This is a genomic window from Zunongwangia sp., assembly GCF_048269745.1.
Taxonomy (GTDB): domain Bacteria; phylum Bacteroidota; class Bacteroidia; order Flavobacteriales; family Flavobacteriaceae; genus Zunongwangia.
In genome coordinates, this window is record NZ_JBLXIB010000006.1 from 131,218 (window position 1) to 155,652 (window position 24,435).

The 24,435-nt window shown below is 34.3% G+C and carries 19 protein-coding genes and 2 tRNA genes; 9 read left to right on the forward strand and 12 right to left on the reverse strand.

Going from position 1 to position 24,435, the window contains the following annotated elements:
• Positions 1 to 161: 161 nt before the first annotated feature.
• Complete coding sequence (locus tag ACN0WI_RS09205; RefSeq protein WP_417886423.1) at positions 162 to 1,088, reverse strand: malate dehydrogenase; 927 nt, start codon at positions 1,086 to 1,088, stop codon at positions 162 to 164.
• A 153-nt stretch (positions 1,089 to 1,241) separates the two neighbouring features.
• Positions 1,242 to 3,182: a DNA topoisomerase (ATP-hydrolyzing) subunit B gene (gene gyrB / locus ACN0WI_RS09210; RefSeq protein WP_417886424.1), complete on the reverse strand. Its 1,941-nt coding sequence runs from the start codon at positions 3,180 to 3,182 to the stop codon at positions 1,242 to 1,244.
• A 332-nt stretch (positions 3,183 to 3,514) separates the two neighbouring features.
• On the opposite strand from gyrB, the gene ACN0WI_RS09215 reads away from it, so the two are divergent.
• Positions 3,515 to 4,075 (forward strand): DUF2911 domain-containing protein, encoded by a 561-nt coding sequence (locus ACN0WI_RS09215; RefSeq protein WP_417886425.1) that lies wholly within the window; start codon positions 3,515 to 3,517, stop codon positions 4,073 to 4,075.
• A gap of 66 nt (positions 4,076 to 4,141) precedes the next feature.
• Here ACN0WI_RS09215 and ACN0WI_RS09220 read toward each other — a convergent pair whose 3' ends face one another.
• Positions 4,142 to 4,774: a 7-carboxy-7-deazaguanine synthase QueE gene (locus ACN0WI_RS09220; protein ID WP_417886426.1), complete on the reverse strand. Its 633-nt coding sequence runs from the start codon at positions 4,772 to 4,774 to the stop codon at positions 4,142 to 4,144.
• Positions 4,775 to 4,919: 145 nt separating this feature from the next.
• Here ACN0WI_RS09220 and dacB point away from each other — a divergent pair, with 145 nt between their 5' ends.
• From dacB to ACN0WI_RS09255, 7 genes are all read left to right on the forward strand, one after another.
• Positions 4,920 to 6,224, forward strand: a complete 1,305-nt coding sequence (gene dacB, locus ACN0WI_RS09225) for a D-alanyl-D-alanine carboxypeptidase/D-alanyl-D-alanine-endopeptidase (RefSeq protein ID WP_417886427.1) — start codon at positions 4,920 to 4,922, stop codon at positions 6,222 to 6,224.
• A gap of 17 nt (positions 6,225 to 6,241) precedes the next feature.
• Positions 6,242 to 7,297 (forward strand): S66 peptidase family protein, encoded by a 1,056-nt coding sequence (locus ACN0WI_RS09230; protein WP_417886428.1) that lies wholly within the window; start codon positions 6,242 to 6,244, stop codon positions 7,295 to 7,297.
• Between the two features lie 92 nt (positions 7,298 to 7,389).
• Positions 7,390 to 7,950 carry a hypothetical protein gene (locus ACN0WI_RS09235; protein ID WP_417886429.1) on the forward strand — a complete coding sequence of 187 codons (561 nt, stop codon included), beginning with the start codon at positions 7,390 to 7,392 and terminating at the stop codon, positions 7,948 to 7,950.
• Positions 7,951 to 8,031: 81 nt separating this feature from the next.
• Positions 8,032 to 8,445, forward strand: a complete 414-nt coding sequence (locus tag ACN0WI_RS09240) for a DUF4410 domain-containing protein (RefSeq protein WP_417886431.1) — start codon at positions 8,032 to 8,034, stop codon at positions 8,443 to 8,445.
• A gap of 384 nt (positions 8,446 to 8,829) precedes the next feature.
• Positions 8,830 to 9,213: a hypothetical protein gene (locus tag ACN0WI_RS09245; protein ID WP_417886432.1), complete on the forward strand. Its 384-nt coding sequence runs from the start codon at positions 8,830 to 8,832 to the stop codon at positions 9,211 to 9,213.
• 171 nt (positions 9,214 to 9,384) lie between these two features.
• Positions 9,385 to 9,657, forward strand: a complete 273-nt coding sequence (locus tag ACN0WI_RS09250) for a hypothetical protein (protein WP_417886433.1) — start codon at positions 9,385 to 9,387, stop codon at positions 9,655 to 9,657.
• Between the two features lie 33 nt (positions 9,658 to 9,690).
• Positions 9,691 to 9,921, forward strand: a complete 231-nt coding sequence (locus tag ACN0WI_RS09255; protein ID WP_417886513.1) for an FkbM family methyltransferase — start codon at positions 9,691 to 9,693, stop codon at positions 9,919 to 9,921.
• A gap of 162 nt (positions 9,922 to 10,083) precedes the next feature.
• On the opposite strand, the gene ACN0WI_RS09260 is transcribed toward ACN0WI_RS09255, so the two are convergent.
• The 8 genes from ACN0WI_RS09260 to ACN0WI_RS09295 form a co-directional block, all read right to left on the reverse strand.
• Positions 10,084 to 11,394, reverse strand: a complete 1,311-nt coding sequence (locus ACN0WI_RS09260; protein WP_417886434.1) for a tyrosine-type recombinase/integrase — start codon at positions 11,392 to 11,394, stop codon at positions 10,084 to 10,086.
• A 54-nt stretch (positions 11,395 to 11,448) separates the two neighbouring features.
• Positions 11,449 to 11,537 (reverse strand) — tRNA-Leu (locus ACN0WI_RS09265).
• A gap of 20 nt (positions 11,538 to 11,557) precedes the next feature.
• Positions 11,558 to 11,630: transfer RNA gene (locus ACN0WI_RS09270), tRNA-Gly, on the reverse strand.
• Positions 11,631 to 11,736: 106 nt separating this feature from the next.
• Entirely contained in the window at positions 11,737 to 14,322 is a 2,586-nt protein-coding gene (gene mutS / locus ACN0WI_RS09275; protein WP_417886514.1) for a DNA mismatch repair protein MutS, read from the reverse strand.
• Positions 14,323 to 14,569: 247 nt separating this feature from the next.
• Entirely contained in the window at positions 14,570 to 15,802 is a 1,233-nt protein-coding gene (locus ACN0WI_RS09280) for an ATP-binding cassette domain-containing protein (RefSeq protein ID WP_417886435.1), read from the reverse strand.
• A gap of 3 nt (positions 15,803 to 15,805) precedes the next feature.
• Entirely contained in the window at positions 15,806 to 16,717 is a 912-nt protein-coding gene (locus ACN0WI_RS09285) for an alpha/beta hydrolase (RefSeq protein ID WP_417886437.1), read from the reverse strand.
• Positions 16,718 to 16,926: 209 nt separating this feature from the next.
• Positions 16,927 to 18,756: an ABC transporter ATP-binding protein gene (locus ACN0WI_RS09290; RefSeq protein WP_417886438.1), complete on the reverse strand. Its 1,830-nt coding sequence runs from the start codon at positions 18,754 to 18,756 to the stop codon at positions 16,927 to 16,929.
• Between the two features lie 136 nt (positions 18,757 to 18,892).
• Positions 18,893 to 22,132 carry a S41 family peptidase gene (locus ACN0WI_RS09295; RefSeq protein ID WP_417886440.1) on the reverse strand — a complete coding sequence of 1,080 codons (3,240 nt, stop codon included), beginning with the start codon at positions 22,130 to 22,132 and terminating at the stop codon, positions 18,893 to 18,895.
• A gap of 244 nt (positions 22,133 to 22,376) precedes the next feature.
• Between ACN0WI_RS09295 and ACN0WI_RS09300 the strand changes: the two genes are divergently transcribed.
• Positions 22,377 to 22,946 carry an RNA methyltransferase gene (locus ACN0WI_RS09300; RefSeq protein WP_417886442.1) on the forward strand — a complete coding sequence of 190 codons (570 nt, stop codon included), beginning with the start codon at positions 22,377 to 22,379 and terminating at the stop codon, positions 22,944 to 22,946.
• A 281-nt stretch (positions 22,947 to 23,227) separates the two neighbouring features.
• On the opposite strand, the gene folK is transcribed toward ACN0WI_RS09300, so the two are convergent.
• Complete coding sequence (gene folK / locus ACN0WI_RS09305; protein ID WP_417886443.1) at positions 23,228 to 24,355, reverse strand: 2-amino-4-hydroxy-6-hydroxymethyldihydropteridine diphosphokinase; 1,128 nt, start codon at positions 24,353 to 24,355, stop codon at positions 23,228 to 23,230.
• Positions 24,356 to 24,435: the final 80 nt, after the last annotated feature.

Below are 24,435 nucleotides of genomic sequence, written 5' to 3' on the forward strand. Positions count from 1 at the left end.
CCTTAAATTATAATTATAGTAGGTCACTTTTTAAAACGGACAAATATAGCGTTTCAATTATGAAATCCCAATAATTTCTTTTTGAAAAATTTAACTTTTATATATAAAAAAAAGGCTACAAAAACTGTAGCCTTATGAGAATATCTATTAGAAAAATTGAATTATAATTCTAATAATCCATTTGTCTTTTTAACAGCAGCAGCACTTTCTTGCAATTTAGATTTTTCAGCATCGGTTAATTTAATCTCTACTATTTTTTCTAAACCATCTTTACCGATAACAGCTGGTACTCCTATAGAAATATCGCTTAATTCATATTCTCCTTCAAGGAATGCAGAACATGGGAATATTTTCTTTTGATCACAAGCAATTGCTTGTACTAGAGCAGATACTGCTGCTCCTGGTGCATACCATGCACTAGTACCTAACAATTTAGTAAGAGTAGCCCCTCCAACTTTAGTATCTTCAGCAACTTGATTTAATCGTTCTTCTGAAAGAAATGCAGATACAGGAACACTGTTACGAGTTGCCAATCTTGTTAAAGGAATCATTCCGGTATCACTATGTCCACCGATTACCATTCCATCTACATCTGAGATTGGAGCTTCTAAAGCTTCAGCTAAACGGTATTTGAAACGAGCGCTATCTAGAGCTCCTCCCATACCGATAATTTTATTTTTAGGAAGTCCAGTAACTTTATGCACTAAATATGTCATAGTATCCATAGGATTACTTACTACGATTATTGTTGCATCTGGAGAATGTTTAATAAGGTTGGTTGCCACCTCTTTAACAATACCAGCATTTATTCCGATTAACTCTTCACGAGTCATACCTGGTTTTCTAGGAATACCACTTGTGATAACAGCTACATCACTACCTGCTGTTTTTGAATAATCACTAGTACTTCCTACCACTTTAGTATCGAAACTATTTAAAGACGCTGTTTGCATTAGGTCCATTGCTTTTCCTTCTGCATATCCTTCTTTAATATCTACTAATACAACTTCTGAAGCGAAGTTTTTAATGGCAACATATTCTGCGCAGCTAGCCCCTACAGAACCAGCCCCAACTACTGTAACTTTCATTGTTTTAATTTAAAGATTAATAACTACGCTAATTTACAAATTCTAAGGATGGATTACTAATAATGCTTTATAGAAATATGTAGTTTTTAATCTTTTTACGAAGCTTCACTTGCAAATAAAAAAGCCTCGATATATCGAGGCTTTTTTATTAATTTACGCATCAATATTGGCGTATTTTGCATTTTTCTCTATAAACTCTCTACGAGGAGGTACTTCATCTCCCATAAGCATAGAAAATATTCGATCTGCTTCACTCGAACTATCGATGTTTACTTGTCGTAATTTTCGGTATTGCGGATCCATTGTTGTATCCCAAAGTTGTTCAGCATTCATCTCACCAAGACCTTTGTATCGTTGTATCTGAACTCCTCCTTTGTAGGATTCTGCTATTTCGTCTCGCTCATTTTCATCCCATGCATACCTTTTCTTACTTCCTTTCTTAACTAAATATAAAGGAGGTGTAGCAATATATATATGACCTTGCTCTATAAGCTCTTTCATATATCGGAAGAAAAAGGTTAAAATAAGTGTTTCAATATGGCTACCATCGACATCGGCATCACACATAATCACAATTTTATGGTAACGCAATTTTGAAAGGTTTAAAGCCTTACTATCTTCTTCTGTACCAATAGTTACACCAAGCGCTGTGTAGATATTTTTAATCTCTTCATTATCAAAAACTCGGTGAGACATAGCTTTCTCTACATTCAGAATTTTACCTCTTAATGGCAAAATTGCCTGAAAATTCCGATCTCTACCTTGTTTGGCAGTTCCCCCCGCAGAATCTCCCTCTACTAAGAATACTTCGCATTGTTCAGGATCTTGCTCAGAACAATCTGACAATTTTCCTGGTAAACCTCCAATACTCATGGCCGTTTTACGCTGAACCATTTCTCGAGCTTTTTTAGCTGCGTTACGGGCTTGTGCGGCAAGTATTACTTTTTGAACAATTGTTTTAGCATCGTTCGGGTTTTCTTCTAGGTAATTTTCAAGCATTTCTGAAACTGACTGAGAAACTGCTGAAGTTACTTCACGGTTTCCTAGTTTAGTTTTAGTTTGCCCTTCAAACTGTGGTTCTGCTACTTTTACGGAAATAATTGCAGTTAAGCCTTCTCTAAAGTCGTCTCCTGTAACTTCAAATTTAAGTTTATCTAATAAACCTGAAGCATCTGCATATTTCTTTAGGGTAGTTGTTAATCCTCTACGGAAACCGGATAAATGGGTTCCTCCTTCGTGAGTATTAATATTGTTTACGTAAGAATGGAGGTTCTCGTTAAACGTATTATTATACACCATGGCTACCTCTACAGGAATACCATTCTTCTCCCCTTCCATTCCTATCACTTCTGCAATAATAGGTTCTCTTGTACCATCTAGAAAACGGATAAACTCTTTCAACCCTTCATCGGAATGAAAAACTTCTCCTAAAAATTCTCCTTTTTCATCTTTCTCGCGCTTATCAGTAAGCACAATTGTTATTCCTTTATTTAGGTAAGCCAATTCACGCATACGCTTAGCAAGCGTTTCATAGCTATATTCTAAAGTTTGTTGAAAAATAGAAGGATCTGGCTTAAATGTAACCAAAGTACCATTTAATTCTGTTTCCCCTACAGGTTTAACAGGATACATTGGTTTCCCAAGCTCATATTCCTGTTCCCAAACTTGACCATCACGATAAACTGTAGCTTTTAAATGAGTAGATAAAGCATTTACAACACTAACACCTACACCGTGCAACCCACCGGAAACTTTATAGGAATCCTTATCAAATTTTCCTCCGGCACCAATTTTAGTCATTACAACTTCTAGTGCTGATACTCCTTCTTTTTTATGAAGATCGATAGGAATACCTCGACCATTATCTTCTACAGTAATCGAGTTATCTTCATTAATATCTACTTTAATAGAATCGCAATGTCCAGCTAATGCTTCATCTATTGAGTTATCTACCACTTCATAAACCAAATGGTGTAATCCTCGTACACCTGTGTCTCCGATATACATAGAAGGACGCATACGTACATGCTCCATTCCTTCTAATGCCTGTATACTATCAGCCGAATACTTTTTACCCTTGGCTTCTTCGCTCATACTTTAGCTAATTAAATTCATCTCTATTTTCAATAACGAACAAATATAACAAAACGTTAACTTCTTTATACGAGCACTTTGTCTCAAAAGAATGAAGTTATTAACAATTTTAAAAAAAGGGCACCTATTTCCCTACCTATTTTGAAGTTAGCTTAGAGTTTAAACTAAAAAAATATACATTTAAGTAATATATAAAGGCTTCCTGTTTAAAGAAAGATAGAAAATGTAACATATTATACTTCCTTTACATACAAACTTTAACAAGACATAAACATATCAACACTCCAAGAGCCTTTATATTTATTGCAAATAAAAATTTAATAAAGACAATAATGAAGAAATTAATTTTATTCAGCTTATTTATATCTATTTTAAGTGTTTCTGAAGCTTCTTTTGCACAAACAAAAGCACCCAATTTTGCGAAACTTGATGTGAGTCCTATGGATATTGCATTATATCGTAACGACAATAAAGAGCCTGTTGCTCGAGTAATATATAGTAGACCTCAACTTAGAGATCGAGAAATTTTCGGAAAATTAATTCCATTCGGAAAAGTTTGGCGTACTGGTGCAAACGAGGCTACCGAAGTTACTTTTTATAAAGATGTTTTAATTGCCAATGCTGAAATTAAAGCAGGAACGTATACATTATATACCATTCCTCAGGAAAAAGAATGGACAATTATTTTAAATAAAAAGACATTAACTTGGGGAGCTTACGAGTATAGCGAACAACAAGATTTAGCTCGTATAAATGTACCTGTTAGACAAAGCCCAAATAAAATTGAAGCATTATCGATGGTTTTTGAAAAGAATGAGTCTGGAGATGGAGAAAATCTTTTAATTGGTTGGGATAAAAGTTATGTACAGATCCCTATCAAAGTTGCCAAATAAATAATATAAGATGTAAACATCTTGATTTATAACACAAAAAAGCCACTTTAAAAGTGGCTTTTTTTATTAAGGTATATTTAAATATTTGTGAGTTTGTAAGGATACTTTCCATTTTGGATTTTTCATTACATAATCTACAATTTCAGGCATCATTTTATCTCGATTACTCCACTCAGGCTGTAAATATAAAATACAATCTTTATTCACTTTTTCTGCCTGTTCTTCTGCAAACTTAAAATCGTGTTTATTAAAAACAATTACTTTTAATTCGTTTGCTTTAGTATAAACTTCTTCTGTTGGTAACTTAATTTTCTTTGGAGAAAGGCAAATCCAATCCCATTCTCCCGATAATTTATATGCTCCGGAAGTTTCGATATGAATTTGACAACCATGCTTCTTCAATTCAGCAGTAAGCGGCCCCATATCCCAAGTTAAAGGTTCCCCTCCAGTTATCACTATCGTTTTACTTTGCTTTATTGCTTTTTCTACAATATGCCCAATTGGAGTTGGCGGATGTATAGATGCATCCCAACTTTCTTTAACATCGCACCAATGGCAGCCTACATCGCAACCACCTACTCTAATAAAATAAGCTGCTGTTCCTTTATGAAAACCTTCTCCTTGAATAGTATAAAATTCTTCCATCATCGGAAGCATTAATCCACTATTTACCAACGCCTGTGTTTCTTCTGTAATCATAGCGTGCAAAGATACACAGAATCTTTTGTTTCTGAATTAAGCGTAAATAAACTTTTAAAACTAGTTCCTAAAAACATATTTATAGTAGAATTACCAAACTATTAATTAATTTTAAATACATTTATTTAAAAAACAAGCGCTATTCATGAATTTTCGATTACTACTTCTACTACTTTTTCTCTTTTGTAGTAGTTGTGCTGTATTCAAGTCAAAAACAGCATCTATAGATAAAATTTTTAATGAAGCTGAAACATTTAAACACGGTTTTTCCGGTTTTGTTGTCTATAATCCTGCTACACAACAAACACTTTACAGTAAAAATGCCCATAAATACTTTATTCCGGCATCTAACACTAAACTAATAACGTTTTATGCAAGTTTAAAAATATTAGGGGATTCAATTCCTAGTATTACTTATAAAGAAAATAAAGATTATCTTATATTTTCAGGTACTGGAGATCCAAGTTTACTTTACAAAGACTTCAATAGTAATCGGGTAATTGATTTTCTAAAAAATTCAACCAAAAAATTAGTATTAAAACCGAAATACGTTACAACAAAAAGATTTGGATCGGGATGGGCTTGGGATGATTACAATGATGACTATTCTGCCGAACGAAGCGCATTTCCGATATACGGCAATAGAGTTTCTTTCCAACTAAAAAAGGAGGCTAAATTACCCATTATCTATCCAAATATATTTTCGGATTCTACAGTAGTTTCAACAGAAATCAATCAGCCAATTCTTCGAAAAGAAAAGCAAAACATATTTCAGTATAAAAATGTAGTTGAAAACTATCAAAAAGAGATTCCTTTTATTACTTCGGAAAAAACTACGGCTACTCTTTTAAGTGATACATTACGTAAAGAAGTTTTAAACTACGATGACATATTCGAAAACAAGAACCCAATTGAACTTACCGACACTATTTATAGTGTAGCTGCAACTAGTTTATACAAAACTATGCTTCAAGAAAGCGATAATTTTATTGCAGAACAACTGCTAATGTTATGTGCCGATAAATTAAATAAAAATTACAATAGCAAAGCAGCTATAAACACTATCAAAAAAATGCTTTTTACTTATTTTTCAGATCCTTTTTATTGGTACGATGGTTCCGGACTTTCTCGGTATAACTTATGTACACCACAAAGTTTAGTTGATTTAATCACTGAAATTGTTAATGAAATAGGAACCGATAACTTTAAAAAAGTATTACCTGCAGGAGGAGAATCCGGAAGTCTTAAAAATTATTACATAGCAGATAAACCTTATATTTATGCTAAAACAGGTTCGCTAAGAAACAACCACTCATTAAGCGGACTTCTACTTACAAAAAGTGGAAAAACTTTATATTTTAGCTTTATGAATAGTAATTACACTATTTCTTCTTCTCAGTTAAAACAAACCATGGAAGAGATTTTAAAGACTGTTCGAGACCAATACTAAATTCTGAAAGTTCCATTATGCAAAGACGTAAATTTTTACAAAATATAGGTATAAGTAGTGCAGCATTACCACTACTAAGCTTTACAGCTAATACTAAAACAGACTTAGTACAACCAAAAAATAAATTAATTCCTAAAGCTTTAAAAGAAGGAGATACTATTGGAATTATTAGTCCGTCTGGTGCTATTTACGAAAATGCCCCTTATGAAATTGCTAAAGAATCTTTTGAGGCAATGGGATTAAAAGTTAAATTCGGAAAATACACCAGAAACCGTTACGGACATTTAGCCGGCACTGATAAAGAACGAGCAGCAGAATTAAACGAAATGTTTAAAAGCCCAAAAATAGACGCTATAATTGCATTACGTGGCGGATCGGGTGCTGCTAGAATTTTAGAATTACTAGATTATAAAGCGATCGCTAAAAACCCAAAAATATTTATTGGCTATAGCGATATTACAGCTTTACATCTAGCCATCTATAAAAAAACAGGATTAGTTACATTTCATGCTCCTCTTGCTGTTTCTACTTGGAATCAATTTAGTGTATCCCATTTTAAATCTATTTTATTTGAAAAACAAACACCTTTACTAGAAAACCCTAAAGACAAAGGAGACAATCTCACTCAAACTACAAACAGAACTCGAACTATAACTTCTGGCAAAGCTATAGGAGTTTTACTAGGTGGCAATTTATCGGTTTTAACAGGAATTATGGGAAGTGATTATTTCCCAACCGATTGGAACAATAAAATTTTATACGTTGAAGATGTTGGAGAAAAAATATATGCAGTAGATAGAATGATGACACAACTAGAATTAGGAGGTGTGCTGAAACAAATAAAAGGATTTGTATTTGGCAAATGTACTGATTGTAAACCCGGAGGTAGCGATTATGGTTCTTTAACTTTAGATGAAGTTATCGATCATTACCTAAAACCATTAAACATACCTGCATTTAGTGGTGCAATGATTGGGCATATTGATGATAATTATACAATACCAAATGGTATAGAAGCAGAGATTAATGCTAACAATGGCAGTATTAAACTTTTAGAACCAGCAGTAAATTAATAATTTGCATAGCAAAAAAAAGCAGTTACACAACACTTCTTTTTGCTTACTTTTACTGCTACAAATTTAAAATTTCAGCAAATTAAATTACTATGAAAAAAATAGTACTAGGAATACTTATTGCAACAATAATTACAACATTTTCTTGTCAGAAAGATGAAAATAATCCTTTTTTAATTACGCCAATACAAGTTGGAAAATTAAAAAAAACAACTAAAATTAATCAATTAGACTCTATTTTCAGAAACGATTCAATAGTAAAAAATTCTTCGGAATCAATGCAGCTTAGAGGAAGCACCGAAATTGAAATTTTCGACAAAGGCGGAGCACCTTTACTTACTGTTGAACCTTCTCAAGCCTTCGATTCTACCAGCACCGTAGGTTATATTCGAGTATTAGATTCTCGCTACAAAACAAAAGCAGGTTTAAATACTAAAAGCACTTTTAAAGATATTGTTGAAAATTATAAAATCTCTCGTATAGAAAACACTATAAGCTCTGCTGTGGTATTCCTAGACGAAATAAATGCATATATCACTATCGATAAAAAAGAACTACCATCACAACTTCGTTACGATACCAATGCAAAAATAAGAGCTTCACAAATTCCCGATAATGCAAGTTTTAAATACTTTATGATTTACTGGCAATAATCAATAAAAACAACTTTACTTTTATCTGTTTTATTACTATTAACCAGTTGTGAGCCCACTGCAGATTTCCATACTACTAGCTTGAAAGAAGGAGGTACAAATAGCATAAAAACTTTTTCTATACCTGAGATAAAAACAGTAAATAAAGATAATAGTTATATTGAAATTACAGAGAAGATGAAGTCTACTCTAAAATCTGAATTAAAAAGTCAGGGTTACGAATATTTAGATAAAGATGCAGATATAAATATTTATGGTACGCTTTTACAATTTAAAGAAGGGAATGCTACTGCACGTTATTTTGCTGGTATCTATGGAGCAGGAAAAGATGAAATGACATTCAATTTCTCTATAAAAAATGATAATGGAGAAGAATTAATCAACGGTAATGTTAGTGGGCAAATAAAAACCGGAGCTTGGGGTGGTGAAACTAAAGAAATTTGCCAAAAAATAGCGAAAGATATAGCAATGAAATTAAAAGAATATAAAATTTAATTAACGCTAAAACAGCTACTCAATACTAATAGAAATACATAATAGAATTTAAATTCTTAAGACAAATTTTTTCCATTCATTACCGGAATACTGAAGTTTTTATCCCCTATTAAAAAAGAAAATTCAAGACAGTTTATTACCAATAAATAATACTATTATTATATATAATTTTTATTATTTTTTACTATAAAACAACCCCACTTGTAAAAACAAATGGGGTTGTAAATTTGTTTCTTAAACTCTAAGTACTTTTCAAAAGTTAATTACAATCAGCATCACAAAATTCTGCATTTTCATAATCTTGCTCTGTGAAAGTAAATATTTTCCCTTGATTTTATGGTAGTTCCATAGCAGGTTTTTTTTCATCGGTAAAGTGAACTCCTAATGAATATATATAGCTATGCTAATGATGAAACTTATTTTTATAATAAAAGTGGCCGGGTTTACGCCAAAGAAATAAATGAAAATACTGAAGAAGTTGAATCTATTAATAGAACTGTAACAGCAATAGCTCCTGAAAAAAAAACGGATATTGATTTTTGTTTGTATGCCGGCACAGATACTTCTGGCCGCCCGGCATGTGCATCAAACATTAGTAGAGATTTATCCCTAGATAAAATTGGTCCTGAATTTTGGGATCCGTGGTTATGGTTCTGCGTTTACTCAAAATCTTTTAAAGATAGTATTGAATGCTCTACACACGAAATCTACGATATCAAAGAGCTTAGTTTTAAGTTTAACGAAAAGCAGATCATAAAAAAATATTAAAAAAGTTTCAATCTGAAAAAGTTATGAAAGTGGAAGTGGAGAGTGAGAGTTTTTAAATTATATAAATTATTTTCTTGAGAAGAAGTGATATATTTGAAAATGAAAACAAAATACCTCTTTCTAAATAAACTTTTAAAAAAAACGGGGTTTTCTTTAGTTTAGAATTCTACTTTGGAAATTTTAATAAAGACTCAAAAACAAATTCAAGACTTTGAATTTCTATATTATTACAGCGACAATAATATTAAAAGCTTTTTCGATTTAAAAAGTAAATCGAACTCTCAATTAGATCAAGATTTATTTGTTTTATTTGAAACAAATTTTAAACAAAATGGGTACTTCGTTGAATTTGGAGCAACTAACGGTATTGCTCATAGTAATACTCATTTATTAGAAATAGATTTTGGATGGAAAGGAATTTTAGCCGAACCTTCTAAATACTAGCATTCTAATTTAGAGAATAACAGAAAATGTTTTATAGAAAAGAAATGCGTCTGGAGTAGATCACATGAGTTTGTAGAGTTTTGCGAAACAAACAGCCCCTCCTTACCAACTATAAAAGAATATACTTTCTCTGACTCTCATTCTAAAAATAGAAATAATACGATTATCTATCGAGTTCATACAATATCACTTAATGACTTACTTAATAAGTACAATGCACCTAGAATTATAGATTACTTATCAATAGATACTGAAGGTAGCTAATACGAAATTTTGAAAACATTTGATTTTAATAACTATAAATTTAGAATAATTACAGTAGAACATAATTTTACAGAAAAAAGAGAAAAGATCTTTAAATTATTAACTTCAAATGGATACGAAAGAATTCATGAAAAAAAATCTAAGTTTGATGATTGGTATGTTTTAAAAGTCTAGTGTAAAAATATTAGAGTGATCAGGCGGGATCGACTTTTTATGTTTTCTAAGATAGTTTTTTATTCCGGCAATTGACTTATGCTGCGTAATTGGCATTAATCGAAACAAGATCTCCATTTCTCCCTTCCCCTCATCAACTAGACTATTATATAAATTCATAATTGCCGTATGCCTGCAGCTGTATATTCCATATTCCCTACCAAACCCTAACCTCGTTTTGACTTCTCTAAAGCGTTTACCAAAATGATCTGCTTTACTTTTTAATGAAACATCCCAATCGGCAGGTTTATTTTGATTCGTAAATAAAGTATAGGAAGGTGGGGCTTTCTCTAGCTCCATTTCTTTGATGGTTGGTTTTAATTTTTCAATCACACGTCTAACAGATAAATCCTCGGTTTTAGTTTCAACCTGCAGCAACCAGTTTTTAGTATTAATATCTTTTACCTTTAACCGGCAAATCTCAAGCGGTCGCAACAATGAATAAATAACGAAGGAAACATAATGCTTTAAATAAGGATCTGTTTTTTCGAGCTCTTCTTTTATCATTTGAAGCTCTTCCATGGTAAAAGCTTTATTATTTACAGGATCTGATTCTACGTTCGGAATATCTTTAATGAAATTATAAGGAATTAGCCGCTCATTTTTCATCGTAGTAAACAATGCCGAAAGACTCGATTTATGATTATTAACTGAGCTTCCAGAGACTTCTTTACCAGTTTGCTCATTTACATAATCAAATCTAAGCCAATCCAAAAACTCATAGAACTGATCAATTCCAAATCGTGCAGGATCTGCTCCGTAGTATCCATTATCTTTTGCCCATTGCAGAAAACGATTCATGTGAAATTCATAACCGTTAAGCGTAGATTTTTTCTTGCCAGATTTTAATTTGATTTTATACGCATACTCCATCGCCCTGGCCAGTGTCATTTGTGGTCCACGATGTTTTGCTTTCTTAGAATTTCGCTCTTGTGTGTCCGGAACCCATCCACGTTCTAAAGCAAGCGATAAAATAGAAGCTAAATGTTTCCCTGCAGTTCTTCTTTCCTTAACTGTCTTAAGCCGATTTATCTTCTTTGTAAAAGTGAATTTTTTATCAAATGGCCCATCTGGATCCGATCGCCAATGAACATAAACATACCACCTTTTACCAGGAGCAACAGTTGGTTTTCCATTTATCCTGGGAATAAAAAGTTTTGGAGTAGAATATCTCTTTTTCGCCATCGAAATCTCTAATTCAATTACAGAATTTCTGGGTACGTTTCTGGGTACGATTTCGTTTTTATCCTTATTTTCCATAGTAAGAAGAAGGGCCTAAAAACAAAAAAACCCCTGTATTTACAGGGGTTCCAATGGTACTCGGAGCGGGACTTGAACCCGCACGGACGCATTTGTCCATTGGATTTTAAGTCCAACGTGTCTACCAATTCCACCATCCGAGCGTAATGCTATATGTGTCCTGAGCGAAAAACGGGATTCGAACCCGCGACCTCCACCTTGGCAAGGTGGCGCTCTACCAACTGAGCTATTTTCGCGTCTGTTAAAGAACGTTCGGCAATGCCGATATGCAATTGTTGATTGCGGGTGCAAATCTAGCACATTTCTTAGATTGACAAAACTTTTTTGAGGTTTTTTTAAAAATTAATTACTATTTTTTTTCTGAACAACTAACATTCTTTTAATTTCATTCAACTTCATCAAAGCCTCTACAGGCGTAAGTGTATCAATATCAATAGTTAACAATTCATCACGCAAATCTTCCAATAAAGGGTCGTCAAGATTAAAAAAACTTAACTGCATTTCATCTTTTGCTGATTTTTTTAAAATTTCGCCACTTTCTTCCATATTATGGCTTTCTTCCAACTTCTTTAAAATCTTATTTGCTCGATGTAAAACCTGTTGTGGCATCCCCGCCATTTTTGCTACATGAATCCCAAAACTATGCTCGCTGCCACCGGGAACCAACTTCCGCAGAAAAAGTACATTATCTTCTAATTCCTTTACAGAGACATTATAATTTTTAATTCGAGTAAATGTATCACACATTTCATTTAACTCATGATAGTGTGTTGCAAATAGTGTTTTTGGACGTGAAGGATGCTCGTGCAAGTATTCACTAATCGCCCAGGCAATCGAAATCCCGTCATAAGTACTGGTACCACGACCAATTTCATCTAAAAGCACTAAACTACGCTCAGAAATGTTATTAAGGATATTAGCGGTTTCGTTCATCTCTACCATAAACGTCGATTCACCCATCGATATATTATCGCTGGCACCAACTCTGGTAAAAATTTTATCTACTAAACCAATATTTACCGATTTTGCAGGCACAAAACTTCCCATTTGAGCCATAAGCACAATAAGTGCCGTTTGGCGTAGAATAGCCGACTTACCACTCATATTAGGCCCGGTAATCATGATGACCTGCTGTTCATCGCGGTCTAAGAAAACGCTGTTGGTCACATACGATTCTCCAATAGGTAATTGCTTTTCGATCACCGGATGGCGACCGTCTTCAATTTGTAACTCGAACCCTTCCTCTATTTCAGGCTTGCTATATTGTTCGATTTTGGCCTGCTGCGCAAAAGAGCATAAACAATCTAATTGAGCAATTGACTGCGCATTTTGTTGTACCGGCTGAATATAATCGTTCATCCAAAGCACCAGTTTCGAAAATAATTCCTGCTCTAATTGCAGAATCTTCTCTTCAGCACCTAAAATTTTCGCTTCGTATTCCTTTAATTCTTCAGTAATATAACGCTCTGCATTTACTAGTGTTTGTTTCCGTACCCATTCTGCAGGAACTTTATCTTTATGTGTATTTCTAACTTCGATATAATAGCCATACACATTATTATTTCCGATTTTTAGCGAAGAAATTCCTGTTGCTGTACTTTCTCTTTCCAACATATTATCCAGGTAATCTTTGCCTGAAAATGCAATATCTCGAAGCTCATCTAATTCTTTATGAAAACCTTTAGCGATTACATTTCCTTTCTGAACTAAAACCGGTGCTTCTTCGTTAATACTTTCGGTTATTTTAGACCGAAGTAATTCGCAGGCATGTAAATTATCGCCAATAACTTTTAAAGCTTCATTTTCGCAGTTTAAAGCGTTATCTTTTATAGGAATAATTGCCGCTAAAGAATTTTTAAGCTGAATAACCTCACGCGGACTCACCTTTCCTGTGGCTACTTTTGAAATTAAGCGTTCTAAATCGCTCATTTCTTTAATCTGCCCCTGAATTTTGTTTAAAACTTCCGGATGATCTAATAGAAAACCAACAACTTGGTGACGTTTTTTTATTTTTTCTGAATTCTTTAAAGGTAATGCAAGCCAACGTTTCAGCAATCGCCCACCCATTGGAGAAATCGTCTTATCGATCACATCCAAAAGTGTTACTGCATTGGCAGCGTTACTGTGATATAATTCAAGATTCCGGATGGTGAATCTATCCATCCATACATATTCTTCTTCTGCAATACGATTAATCGCAGTAATATGCTGCAATTTTTTATGCTGAGTTTCGGCTAAATAATGGAGAATTGCTCCTGAAGCTATAATTCCTTCCTCCAAATGCGAAATACCAAATCCTTTTAAAGAAGCGGTTTCAAAATGACTAGTTAATGTTTCTAAAGCAAAATCATTTTTAAAAACCCAATCTTCTAAGTAGAAAACATGATAATCTTCCCCAAAATCTAAAGCAAAATTCTTTTTATATTTCTTCTGAATTAAAACCTCACTCGGACTAAAATTCTGAAGCAACTTATCAATATATTCCTGAGTTCCCTGCGCAGTTAAAAATTCACCTGTTGAAACATCCAAAAATGAGATTCCCAGGTTTCTTTTTCCGTAATGAATAGCACATAGAAAGTTATTCGATTTACTATTTAAAACCTCATCGCTTAAGGCTACACCGGGGGTTACCAGTTCGGTTACTCCACGTTTAACGATTTTCTTAGTCATCTTTGGATCCTCTAACTGATCGCAAATCGCTACACGTTGTCCGGCTTTTACTAGTTTGGGTAGATAAGTGTTTAAAGAATGGTGCGGAAATCCAGCCAATTCGCTCCGTTCGCTACCATTATTACGTTTTGTAAGAACAATATTTAAAATTCGGGCTGCCACAACAGCATCTGCTCCAAAAGTTTCGTAAAAATCTCCTACCCGAAACAACAACATTGCATCAGGATATTTAGCTTTAATAGCCGAATATTGCTTCATTAACGGAGTCACTTTTGCTTCTTTCTTTGCTGCCAAAATATTAGTATTTAGATATGGCTAAAATAAAGAAACCACTTTGCTATTCGAAAATTTGAGCCTAGCTTTTATTCACATCTTTTTAGTAGTTAGAATTTAGACATAAGAGCATGAGATTATTCAGCATATAAAACAACAAGTCTTGAATCCTGCGTCCTAAGTATTACTTCTATTATTTATGTTCTATTTTCTCTTGTCCATGACCTATCACCTAAACCTGTCTTCCCTCCGATCCTTCTTCCGTAGGAATTAATTCATATTCAAAATCGGGATTTAAGCCTTTTTCCCTTCGATGAGAGACATAAATAATTGCGGTATCACTTTGGGCTGCGATATGATTGATCAGATTCGTGATTTTTAATGCACTTTTATCATCTAGTGCAGTTGAGGGTTCATCTAAAATTAATAATGGCGGATGTTTTATCATGGCTCGAGCAATTAACACCATTCTTTTTTCCAGATTCGGTAAATCGTTAAAAACTTTTTTTGCTTTTTCTTGCAATCCTAATAGCTCTAACCACTGCTTAGCTAAAACCTTTTGTTTATCCGTGGTTTTTTGATAAAGCCCTACACTGTCTACCAATCCCGAAATCACCATATCTTCTAGCGTATTTCTTCGGTTGAACAATTCCGTAAGTGCAGGAGAAAAATAACCAATCTTCTTTTTAATATCCCAAACCGATTCGCCACTGCCTTTTTTCTTTCCAAAGAGAAAAAGATCGACTCCGTAGGCTTTAGGATTATCACCGTAAACCATGCTTAAAATGGTGGTTTTCCCAGATCCATTGGGTCCGGTGAGTTTCCAAAATTCGCCACGCTTAACTTTCCAATTAATATTTTTTAAAATTGGCCGATCTTCGTAGGAAACATTAACATTTTCTAAACATATCAAACTTTCAGGGATATCTTCAAAAACCTTTGGAGCAGGCGGAATTGTTTCTATTTTATTTAAAATTTCCTGCCTATTGTCTACAAAATCATTTTTATTGATAAAGTTAGAATTTCCGTCTTTATCTAAAACGAGAATAGTATCTATAAAGGGTAAAATATCTTCTTTTCTTCGGAAAATTTGCACCATACTAAAATCCGATTCTAATTCGGTTAAACGCTGCTTAAAATTTACTACCGATTGCACATCTAAACAATCAAAAGGATCATCTAAAATTAAATAATCGGGCTCTTTTTTTAGTAAATATTCTAATAAAGCTTTTCGTTTTTCACCACTGGAAAATGTACGCAAACTTCGATTTTCATCCTGAACTAAAACTGAATTTCCGTGTTTTTGATCTTCTTTTATAAAGTTTTGCAAAACAGTTTCAGAATGTGACTCCCCATTTTTATACTGAAAATCTTCAAAACCGGATACTTTTTTATCGTTTTCTAAATCACTTATCAGCCGTGCAATTGCTTTGTAATTTTCAGCATAAACCGCAATATGTGTCATATTCTATTTTAAATTCTTTAGCCAATCGATTAATTGTGCACTCCAGTTTTCTAGATAATACATACCATTTGCTAGCGCAAAACCATGCCCCCCTTCAGGATAAATATGCATTTCGGTTTTCACACCATCTTTTTGCAAAGCAGAATACATACGCAAACTATTTTCTACAGGAACAACATCATCATCACTAGCATGTAAAATAAATGTAGTTGGTGTATTTTCAGTCACTTGTAATTCGTTAGAAAACTCTTCTTCTAAAGACAATTTTGGATCTTTTCCTAATAAATTATCATGCGAACCTTTATGAGTAATTGCCGGATCCATACTAATCACCGGATAAATTAAAACCATAAAATCTGGACGAATTTCTTCAGAATCTGTGCTATCTATTGCTGAATAAAATTCTTCCTGATAGTGCGTTCCCAAAGTGGAAGCCAAATGACCACCTGCAGAAAATCCCATAACCCCAACTTTGTTTTTATCAATATTCCAAGATGAAGCATTTGCACGAAGTATTCTAATGCCACGTTGTGCATCCTGAAGCGGTGCTTTAAAATTTTCTTTTACTGAAGCTGATAATGGTAAACGATATTTTAAAACTCCGGCAGCAATTCCTTTTGAATTTAAGAATTTGGCAATCTGTGTTCCTTCCCAATCATAAGCTAAGCCAGCATAACCACCTCCGGGACAAATTAAAACAGCTTGTCCGGTTGCGGTTTGTGTAACCGGAAGATAAATTTCTAAAGTAGGTTGTTGCACTTTCGAAATCCATACAATATCTCCATCATTTACTTCTTCCCTCTCATCAGATTGCTGATAATTAGGCATTTTATTTTTAGGCCATAATGGTAAAGTTTGTATTTGAGCAATCATCGGAAAATTTAAAAACAAGAATAAAACACTAAATAGCTTCATAAGAAATTGATTTTTATAGTATAAAAATAATCAATAATCTTAGGATAAAACCACAAGATTCAAAAACAATAAAATTTGAAATCTTATGAAGTCTTCTTCTTTCCTTGATCTACATAAAATCTCATTTATTTCTGTTAAAAAATGATCAGATTATGAATCCAATTTAGGTTAACGCTTCATTAAAATTATTTTTTCTAAAAACAAACCTTTTACTGATAGCCCGCTGCCTGAAGATTAAATAATTCAGCATATAATTTATCGTTTTCCATTAATTCTTCGTGCGTACCAATTTCTAGCACAGCACCATTTTTTAAGACCATAATCCGATCTGCAATTCTTACCGTACTAAAGCGGTGTGAAATAATCACCGCAGTTTTGCCTTGGGTAAGATTTATAAAACGATCGAAGGCTTCAGTTTCGGCGCGAGCATCTAAAGCCGAAGTAGGTTCATCTAAAATCAGCACCTCAGCATCTTTCATATAAGCTCTGGCTATCGCGATTTTTTGCCATTGTCCACCCGAAAGATCTTTTCCTTGTTTAAAGCGTTTTCCTAATTGCTGATCAAAACCTTTAGGTAAATCTGAAATAACCTGATTTGCAAGACTTTTTTCAGCAGCAGCATCTAGCTTAAATTGATTATCGATTTCCCGAATATCCCCCATGGCGATATTTTCACGAAGCGTAAGCTCAAACTTCACAAAATCCTGAAAAATTACACCAAAATACTGCTGATATTGGGTCTTTTCGTACTGTTTCACCGGAATACCTTCCAACAAAATTTCACCTTCAGTAGGTTCATAAAACCGAAGAAGAAGTTTAATTAGGGTTGTTTTCCCTGCTCCATTTTCGCCTACAAAGGCCAGTTTTTCACCTGCACGTAATTCAAAATTTATATTCCGAACCACCCATTTATCTGATTTTGGATATTTAAAGCCTACATTTTTAAAAACGAAGCCGGTGTTAATTTTCTTCGGAAGCGGTAAACCTTCACTATCGGAATTATCGTATTGAAGATCCAGAAACTCAAAATAATCCTGAAGATACAGCGCACTCTCGGTAATTTGAGTGAAACGCGTAAAAAACCCTTGTAATTTTGAACGTAACCGATTAAATGAGCCCGATAGGAAAGTAAGGTCTCCAAGCGTAAAAACTCCTAAAACTGTTCTAAAAACAATTAAAGCATAGGCTCCATAATAGGCAGAAGTACCAATTACATTAAAAACAGAACCCCATCCGGCTCGCTTTTTGGCCAGTTTTTTATTAGCTAAATAATATTGATCGGACAAAGTTTTAAATCGGTTTGCCAAATACCCGGAAAGTCCGAATAATTTAACTTCTTTAGCAGTGACATCACTAGCCCCTGCATAGCGCAGATAATCGAGTTCACGCCGTTCCTGCGTCCAACTCCTGGCTAGGGAATAACTGGTGCCACTAAATTTAATTTCGTTTATAATGGTAGGTACGATAGATACTACCAGCAAAATAAGTAACCAGGGTTCAAAGGCAACCACCCCCACAAGCAATGAAATAATTACAATTACATCTTCGCCTTGCGTAAGAATATTAGACATTAATCCAACTCTGCCGGTAGTTTGGCGCCTTGCTCTTTCGAGCTTATCATAAAATTCTGAATCTTCTAATTGGTCTAAATTCAGTTCAGCTGTTTTTTCAATAATTTTTACTGAAGTATTTATCGAATATTGATCGCCAAGCAAAGCATCAGATAAAGAAACACCGCGACTTAAAAGATCTGATAGAATCGCCAGACCAAATTCCGCAGCAACAAATATCCATAATCGGGAAAAATCTTTTACTTCAGCATCGATTTGTACCACTACCTCATCGATAATAATTTTTCCGATCCACAACAAAGCTAACGGAATTACAGCACTTAAGATTCGGCTACCAATATTGGCATAAAACAACAACGGATTTACTTTTCGAATTTCTTTAAAGAAACGTGGTACAAATTGTAACGAAGCAAAGCTATCCTTAAGATTTATAGTATTTGGTTCTAATGTTTTTTTAGGTCTTGGCAAATGGTTTAGTTTAATACAGGTTCCTTTAATGGTCTTTGAAAATACGAAATCCTTACTCGATATCAAGAATTACTATTTCAATAAAAAAGCCCCGAAAATGAATTCGGAGCTTTTATAATTTGAGGTTTATCGAAAATTACTCTTCAGCAACCTGATCTAATAAAACCTCGATTCCTTTTTCCAATTGCTGATCACGACCTTCGCTAATCACGCCCGGCATATTTTTTACGATAATATCGGGTTCGGTTTGGTTATTTTCCATCCATTCGCCGGCTTTATTCTTAGCACTTACCGGAACAACTCCCCATACAGTACCATCTGCAAGACCTTCCCAACCTGCGAAACTACAGGTTCCCGGTACCGGCATTCCAATAGTAGTCCCGATATTTAAATCGGTATATCCGCTGGCATAGCAATGCCCATCAGAATACATACTTTCGTTAAACAATGAAAGTGTAGGTTTTGTCCATCGTGATGTTGGCTCGCCGCCTACAACTTTAGCTTCCGTTTCGTAAGTGATAAACGGAGTTCCTGTAAAGAAAGCAGCAAGATCTGCAACTAGATCTCCACCGCCATTAAAACGTGTATCCACGATCACTCCTTTGGTTTCAAAATATTTACCCATCATATCTTCATAGATCGAACGATAAGGCTCGTCGCTCATTCCCGGAATATGTACGTAACCTAATTTTCCATTACTTTTTTCTTCAACTTCTTTGCGGTTAATACGTACAAAACGGTTGTATAATAAACTACGCTCCTGCCCCAAAGAAATAGGTTTCATGGTAATTTGTTTTGGCTCCTTTGCTTCAGGATCTTTAATCTCCAGTAATACAAACTTATCAGCTTTATGATTCAGGTATTTTGCAATATCCTGATCGCTTTCAATCGTTTGGCCATCTATTGCCGTAATTACCATTCCCGGTTTGATATCGTAAGCCGCTTTATCTAAAGGCCCGCCTTTAATCACTTCAGTAATTTTAATGCCATCGCCTTCAAAATAGTAATCCATAAAAATTCCCAGTGATGCGGTTTCGTCTCCATCGTTGCTGCGATTACTGTAACGTGCTCCTGAATGTGAAACATTCAACTCTCCTAACATTTCAGAAAGCATTTCAGCAAACTCATAAGAATTGCCAATATGCGGCAGATATTTTTTATACTGAACATATAACGAATCCCAGTTTTTACCGTGGAATGTTGGTTCGTAGAAAATATTCTTTGTTCTTATATACACATGATCGAACATCTTTTCTCGTTCAGCGTCTTCGTCGTAATCCATATTTCCAGCGATCTTGATTCCTTCAGATTTGCCTTTATCTGTATCGATCTTAGAAATATTTCCGCCGCTTAATAAATAAAGATTTTCCTGTTTTTTATCCCAAGCTAGACTTCCTCCTCTGGAATTTAGTTTTACCGCCATTTTAGTTTCACCGGTTCTAAGATTAGTTTCCCAAAGATTGTTTTTATCTTCAAAACTCGATAGATAATAAATCTTTTCTCCATCCTTAGAAAGTACCGCATCACTTAAGCTACTAGAATGCGTAGTAAGCCGTTTCTTTCGTTCTTCCAGGCCATCCCAATCGAACTTAAGATCTTTAACTTCTTCGTCTTTCTTATCCTTCTTGTCTTTTTTATCGTCCTTTTTGTCTTCGTCTTTATCTTCTTTCTGAGCTTCTTCAACAGCTTTCATTAGCTTATAATCTTCTTCAGACATATTGAATTTATCATAAGCATCCTGCGTAAAGAACATCGAATACACATCAGCTTCAGTTCTACCGCTGGTCGCGTAACTTTTTAGTCCGTTTCTATTACTAAACCAAAGCATTTGCTTCCCGTCGTTTACCCATTTTGGATTATAATCCTGATAACCGCTTTCGGTTAAATTTTCACGCTTACTGCCGTCTGCGGCAAGCAACAAAATTTCGTTATTACTTAGCAATTTACCCCAACTCATTAAAATCCACTTGCTATCCGGGCTCCAGGTAAAATCTTTATCGCCATCGCTCATGGTAAATAGATCTTCAGGAGTTAAAAGATCGATTTCTTTTCCTGAATCCAGATCTTTTACACGCAAAGTTCTTCGTCCTGAAATATACGCCAGCTTTTTACCATCTGGAGAATATTTAGGGATGTAACTATCAGTTTCACCTTCGATAACAGGCTCTTCTTTTAGTAAGGTTGAAGCATAGAAAAATGGTTCCTCTTTTCTTACAATTTCGGTTTTATAGATACTCCATTTTCCATCACGCTCGCTAGAATACACAACCGATTTTCCATCTGGAGTGAACGACACAAAGCGCTCCTGATTTGGTGTATTGGTAATTCTTTTGGTTAAAGATCCATCTACAGAAGTAACAAAAACCTCCCCACGAGCCACAAAAGCGATCTCTTTACCGTTTGGAGATACTTCCATTTCGCGAACACCATCTCTAATATCTATATAATTATCGCTATTATCTACAGATTGGGTTCTAATATTTACATTCACTTTTTTAGGCGCACCACCTTCTTTCATGGTGTATAATTCACCGTCATACCCAAAAGCTAAAACACCATTACCGAAACTTAAAAAACGTACGGGAAAATCTTTAAAATCGGTTAATTGCTCAGATTTTTCAGGGTTTTCTATTGATAGTTTATGAACATTAAAGTTGCCGCTTTCTTCACTTAAGTAATATAAATTCTCTTCAGAAGCATCAAAAATTGGCTGACGATCTTCTCCTTTAAACGAAGTAATCATCGTATGCTTATCGTTATCAACATCATACTTCCATAAATCACGAGTTACTGAAGATACATGATGCTTACGCCATTCGTTCTCTCCGCCAACTTTATCATGATACACCATTGTTTTCCCATCTTCACTTACCTGAACATATTCTGCCGGAATTGTAAAAATCTGATCTACACGCCCACCTTCAACCGGAACGCTATATAATTCTGGTTGATAGCTAGTAGGAAACTGGCGATGTTCTGCTAAATCCTGGCGAACTGCACCAAAGATAACTGACTTATTATCTGCGGAAAAAGTAAATGGTTTTTCGTCGTTACTGTGATAAGTTAATCTTGTTGCCGGGCCGCCCAAAGCATCCATCACAAAAACATCAAAATTACCGTAGCGATCTGAAGCAAATGCCAATTGCTTACCATCCTTGCTCCAAACCGGCATATAATCATGCGCTTTATGAAATGTGATTTGTTTTGCATCGCCGCCAATCGCTGCAACTGTATATAAATTGCCTTTATAAGTAAATGCAATGGTTTCACCATCTGGAGAAATAGATTGGTATCGAATCCATTTTGGGGTGACCTGGGCAAAACTTTGCCCAACAGCCAAAAGAATCGCAAAAAGTAAAAAGAGAACTTTCTTCATGTTATGGATTGTTTTTTGAAGTTATTGATCTCCCAAAGATGCCAAAAAAAGCTGAGCTTTGAAATAGCAAGGCTTTACAGCCATTCACTCTTAAATTTCGGTATTATCAAAAACTTTTATTTTCAGCATAATTCTATAAAATCATTTCTCATTTTATAAAAAATTGGTTTTTAATTATTAATTCTGAATTTCTATAAGCAATAATCTCTATGTTAAAGCCGACAAATATTTTTATTTTTGCGGTATGAAAAATAGAAAGATCAAAAACAGTGAGCTAAATCGTAAGTCGGTTGAAGAATTTAAAGAAGCTAAAAAAACACCGATAATTGTTATTCTGGATAATATTAGAAGCTTGAATAACGTAGGATCGGTTTTTAGAACTTCTGATGCGTTTTTGATTGAAAAAATCTATTTATGCGGAATTACTGCTAAACCACCACACAAAGACATCCAAAAAACAGCACTTGGCGCTACCGAAACAGTGGCTTGGGAACATGTTGAAGACACCTTAGATTTAGTTGAAAAACTGAAAGAAGATAATGTGAAAGTCTTTGCTATAGAACAGGCTGAAGGTGCCGTTATGCTCAATGATTTTAATCCTGAAATTGGTGAAAAAATTGCTGTAGTTTTTGGAAACGAAGTTAAAGGTGTACAACAAAAAGTAGTCTCAGCAAGCGATGGCGTTATTGAAATTCCGCAAGCCGGAAGCAAACATTCTTTAAATATCTCGGTTAGTACAGGTGTTATTCTTTGGGATTTATATTCAAAACTAAAAGCCGCAGATTATAGTTCTGCCGATGGACACGGACATTAATTTAGTAATTAGTATTGAGAATTTAGTTCGCTAAGCTGTTAGATTCTAGAATCAAAATGATGAATTTTAAATGATGAATGAGATTTCTCGGCTTCATTACATTCCTCTCGAAATGACAAAAGATTCTTGTCATTTCGACTGTAGCGTAGAGAAACGGAGAAGTCTATAACAATCAAAATCAACTGAAAAAACTTCTCGATATAAAAGATTTATCCATTTCATTTCGAAATCTCTCACTTGTAATGACAGAATCCTAAGAACTGAATACTGTAAACTAAAACCTATAGCTTAATTTCTCCTAATAACTTCAAGTAATCCTGCCGATTGTTTACAAAATCTAGTTCAGAAATATCGATAATCTGTACTTTCATATTCGTTTGAGATTTAATGAAAGACAAATAACTTTTATTGATGTTTATTAAGTATTCTGGTTGAATATTCTGTTCGTATTCCCGACCTCTTTTTCTAATATTCTGAAGTAACCTATCGGTATTCTGATAGAGGTAAATATACAAATCGGGCTTTACCAACTCTTTATACATTAAATGAAATAACTTTTGATACAGCGAATATTCATCTTCTGCTAAGGTTATTTTAGCAAAAATCAGGGATTTAAAAACGTCATAATCAGAGATCACAAAGTCCTTAAACAAATCGTACTGCGCCAAATCATCAGATAACTGTTGGTAACGATCGGCCAAAAAAGACATCTCTAGCGAAAAAGCATAACGTTCCTGATCTTCGTAAAATTTTGGTAAAAAAGGATTGTCCTTAAAACGCTCTAAAATTAGTTTGGCATTAAAATCTTGCGATACCATCGTGGAAAAACTGGTTTTTCCGGCGCCAATATTTCCTTCAACTGCTATATAATTACAGTTGTTGAATTTATAATTCATTTTAGGAGTCTGTAATTTTTTATCGATTTTTGATACTTCAGAGGCATCTGCTACTTCTAACAATAATTGCTGAATTTTCTTTTTTAGAACCGGATGCATTTCGTTTGCAGCAATATCACTTAAAGGTTGTAAAACAAAACGTCGATTTTGGATTTGCGGATGCGGTAAAATTAAACTTGTGGTTTGTAATACTTCATTTTCAAACAACAACACATCTAAATCTAAGGGTCGATTTTGGTAATTGCCAGAATTATCTCTTTTTCGTCCAAAATCAGCTTCAATCGCTAATAATTTCCGCAGCACTTCTTCCGCAGAAAAACGTGTAGAAATCGAAATACAGGCATTAAGAAAGGTATTCCCGGAAAAACCCCAGGCCGGTGTTTCGTAAACGGAAGAAATTTCCAGTATTTCTCCAATCTCTTCAAATATTCTGGTAACGGCATTTTGTAAAATTTTAAAACGCTCACCTTCGTTACTTCCTAATGCTATATGTACCTTCTTAGGGAAATTCAAATTCTATTTAAGAAAAGTTTAATATAAAATCTATTATAATTTCACAGCAAATTAAGCAAAACAAATGCACATACACTTAC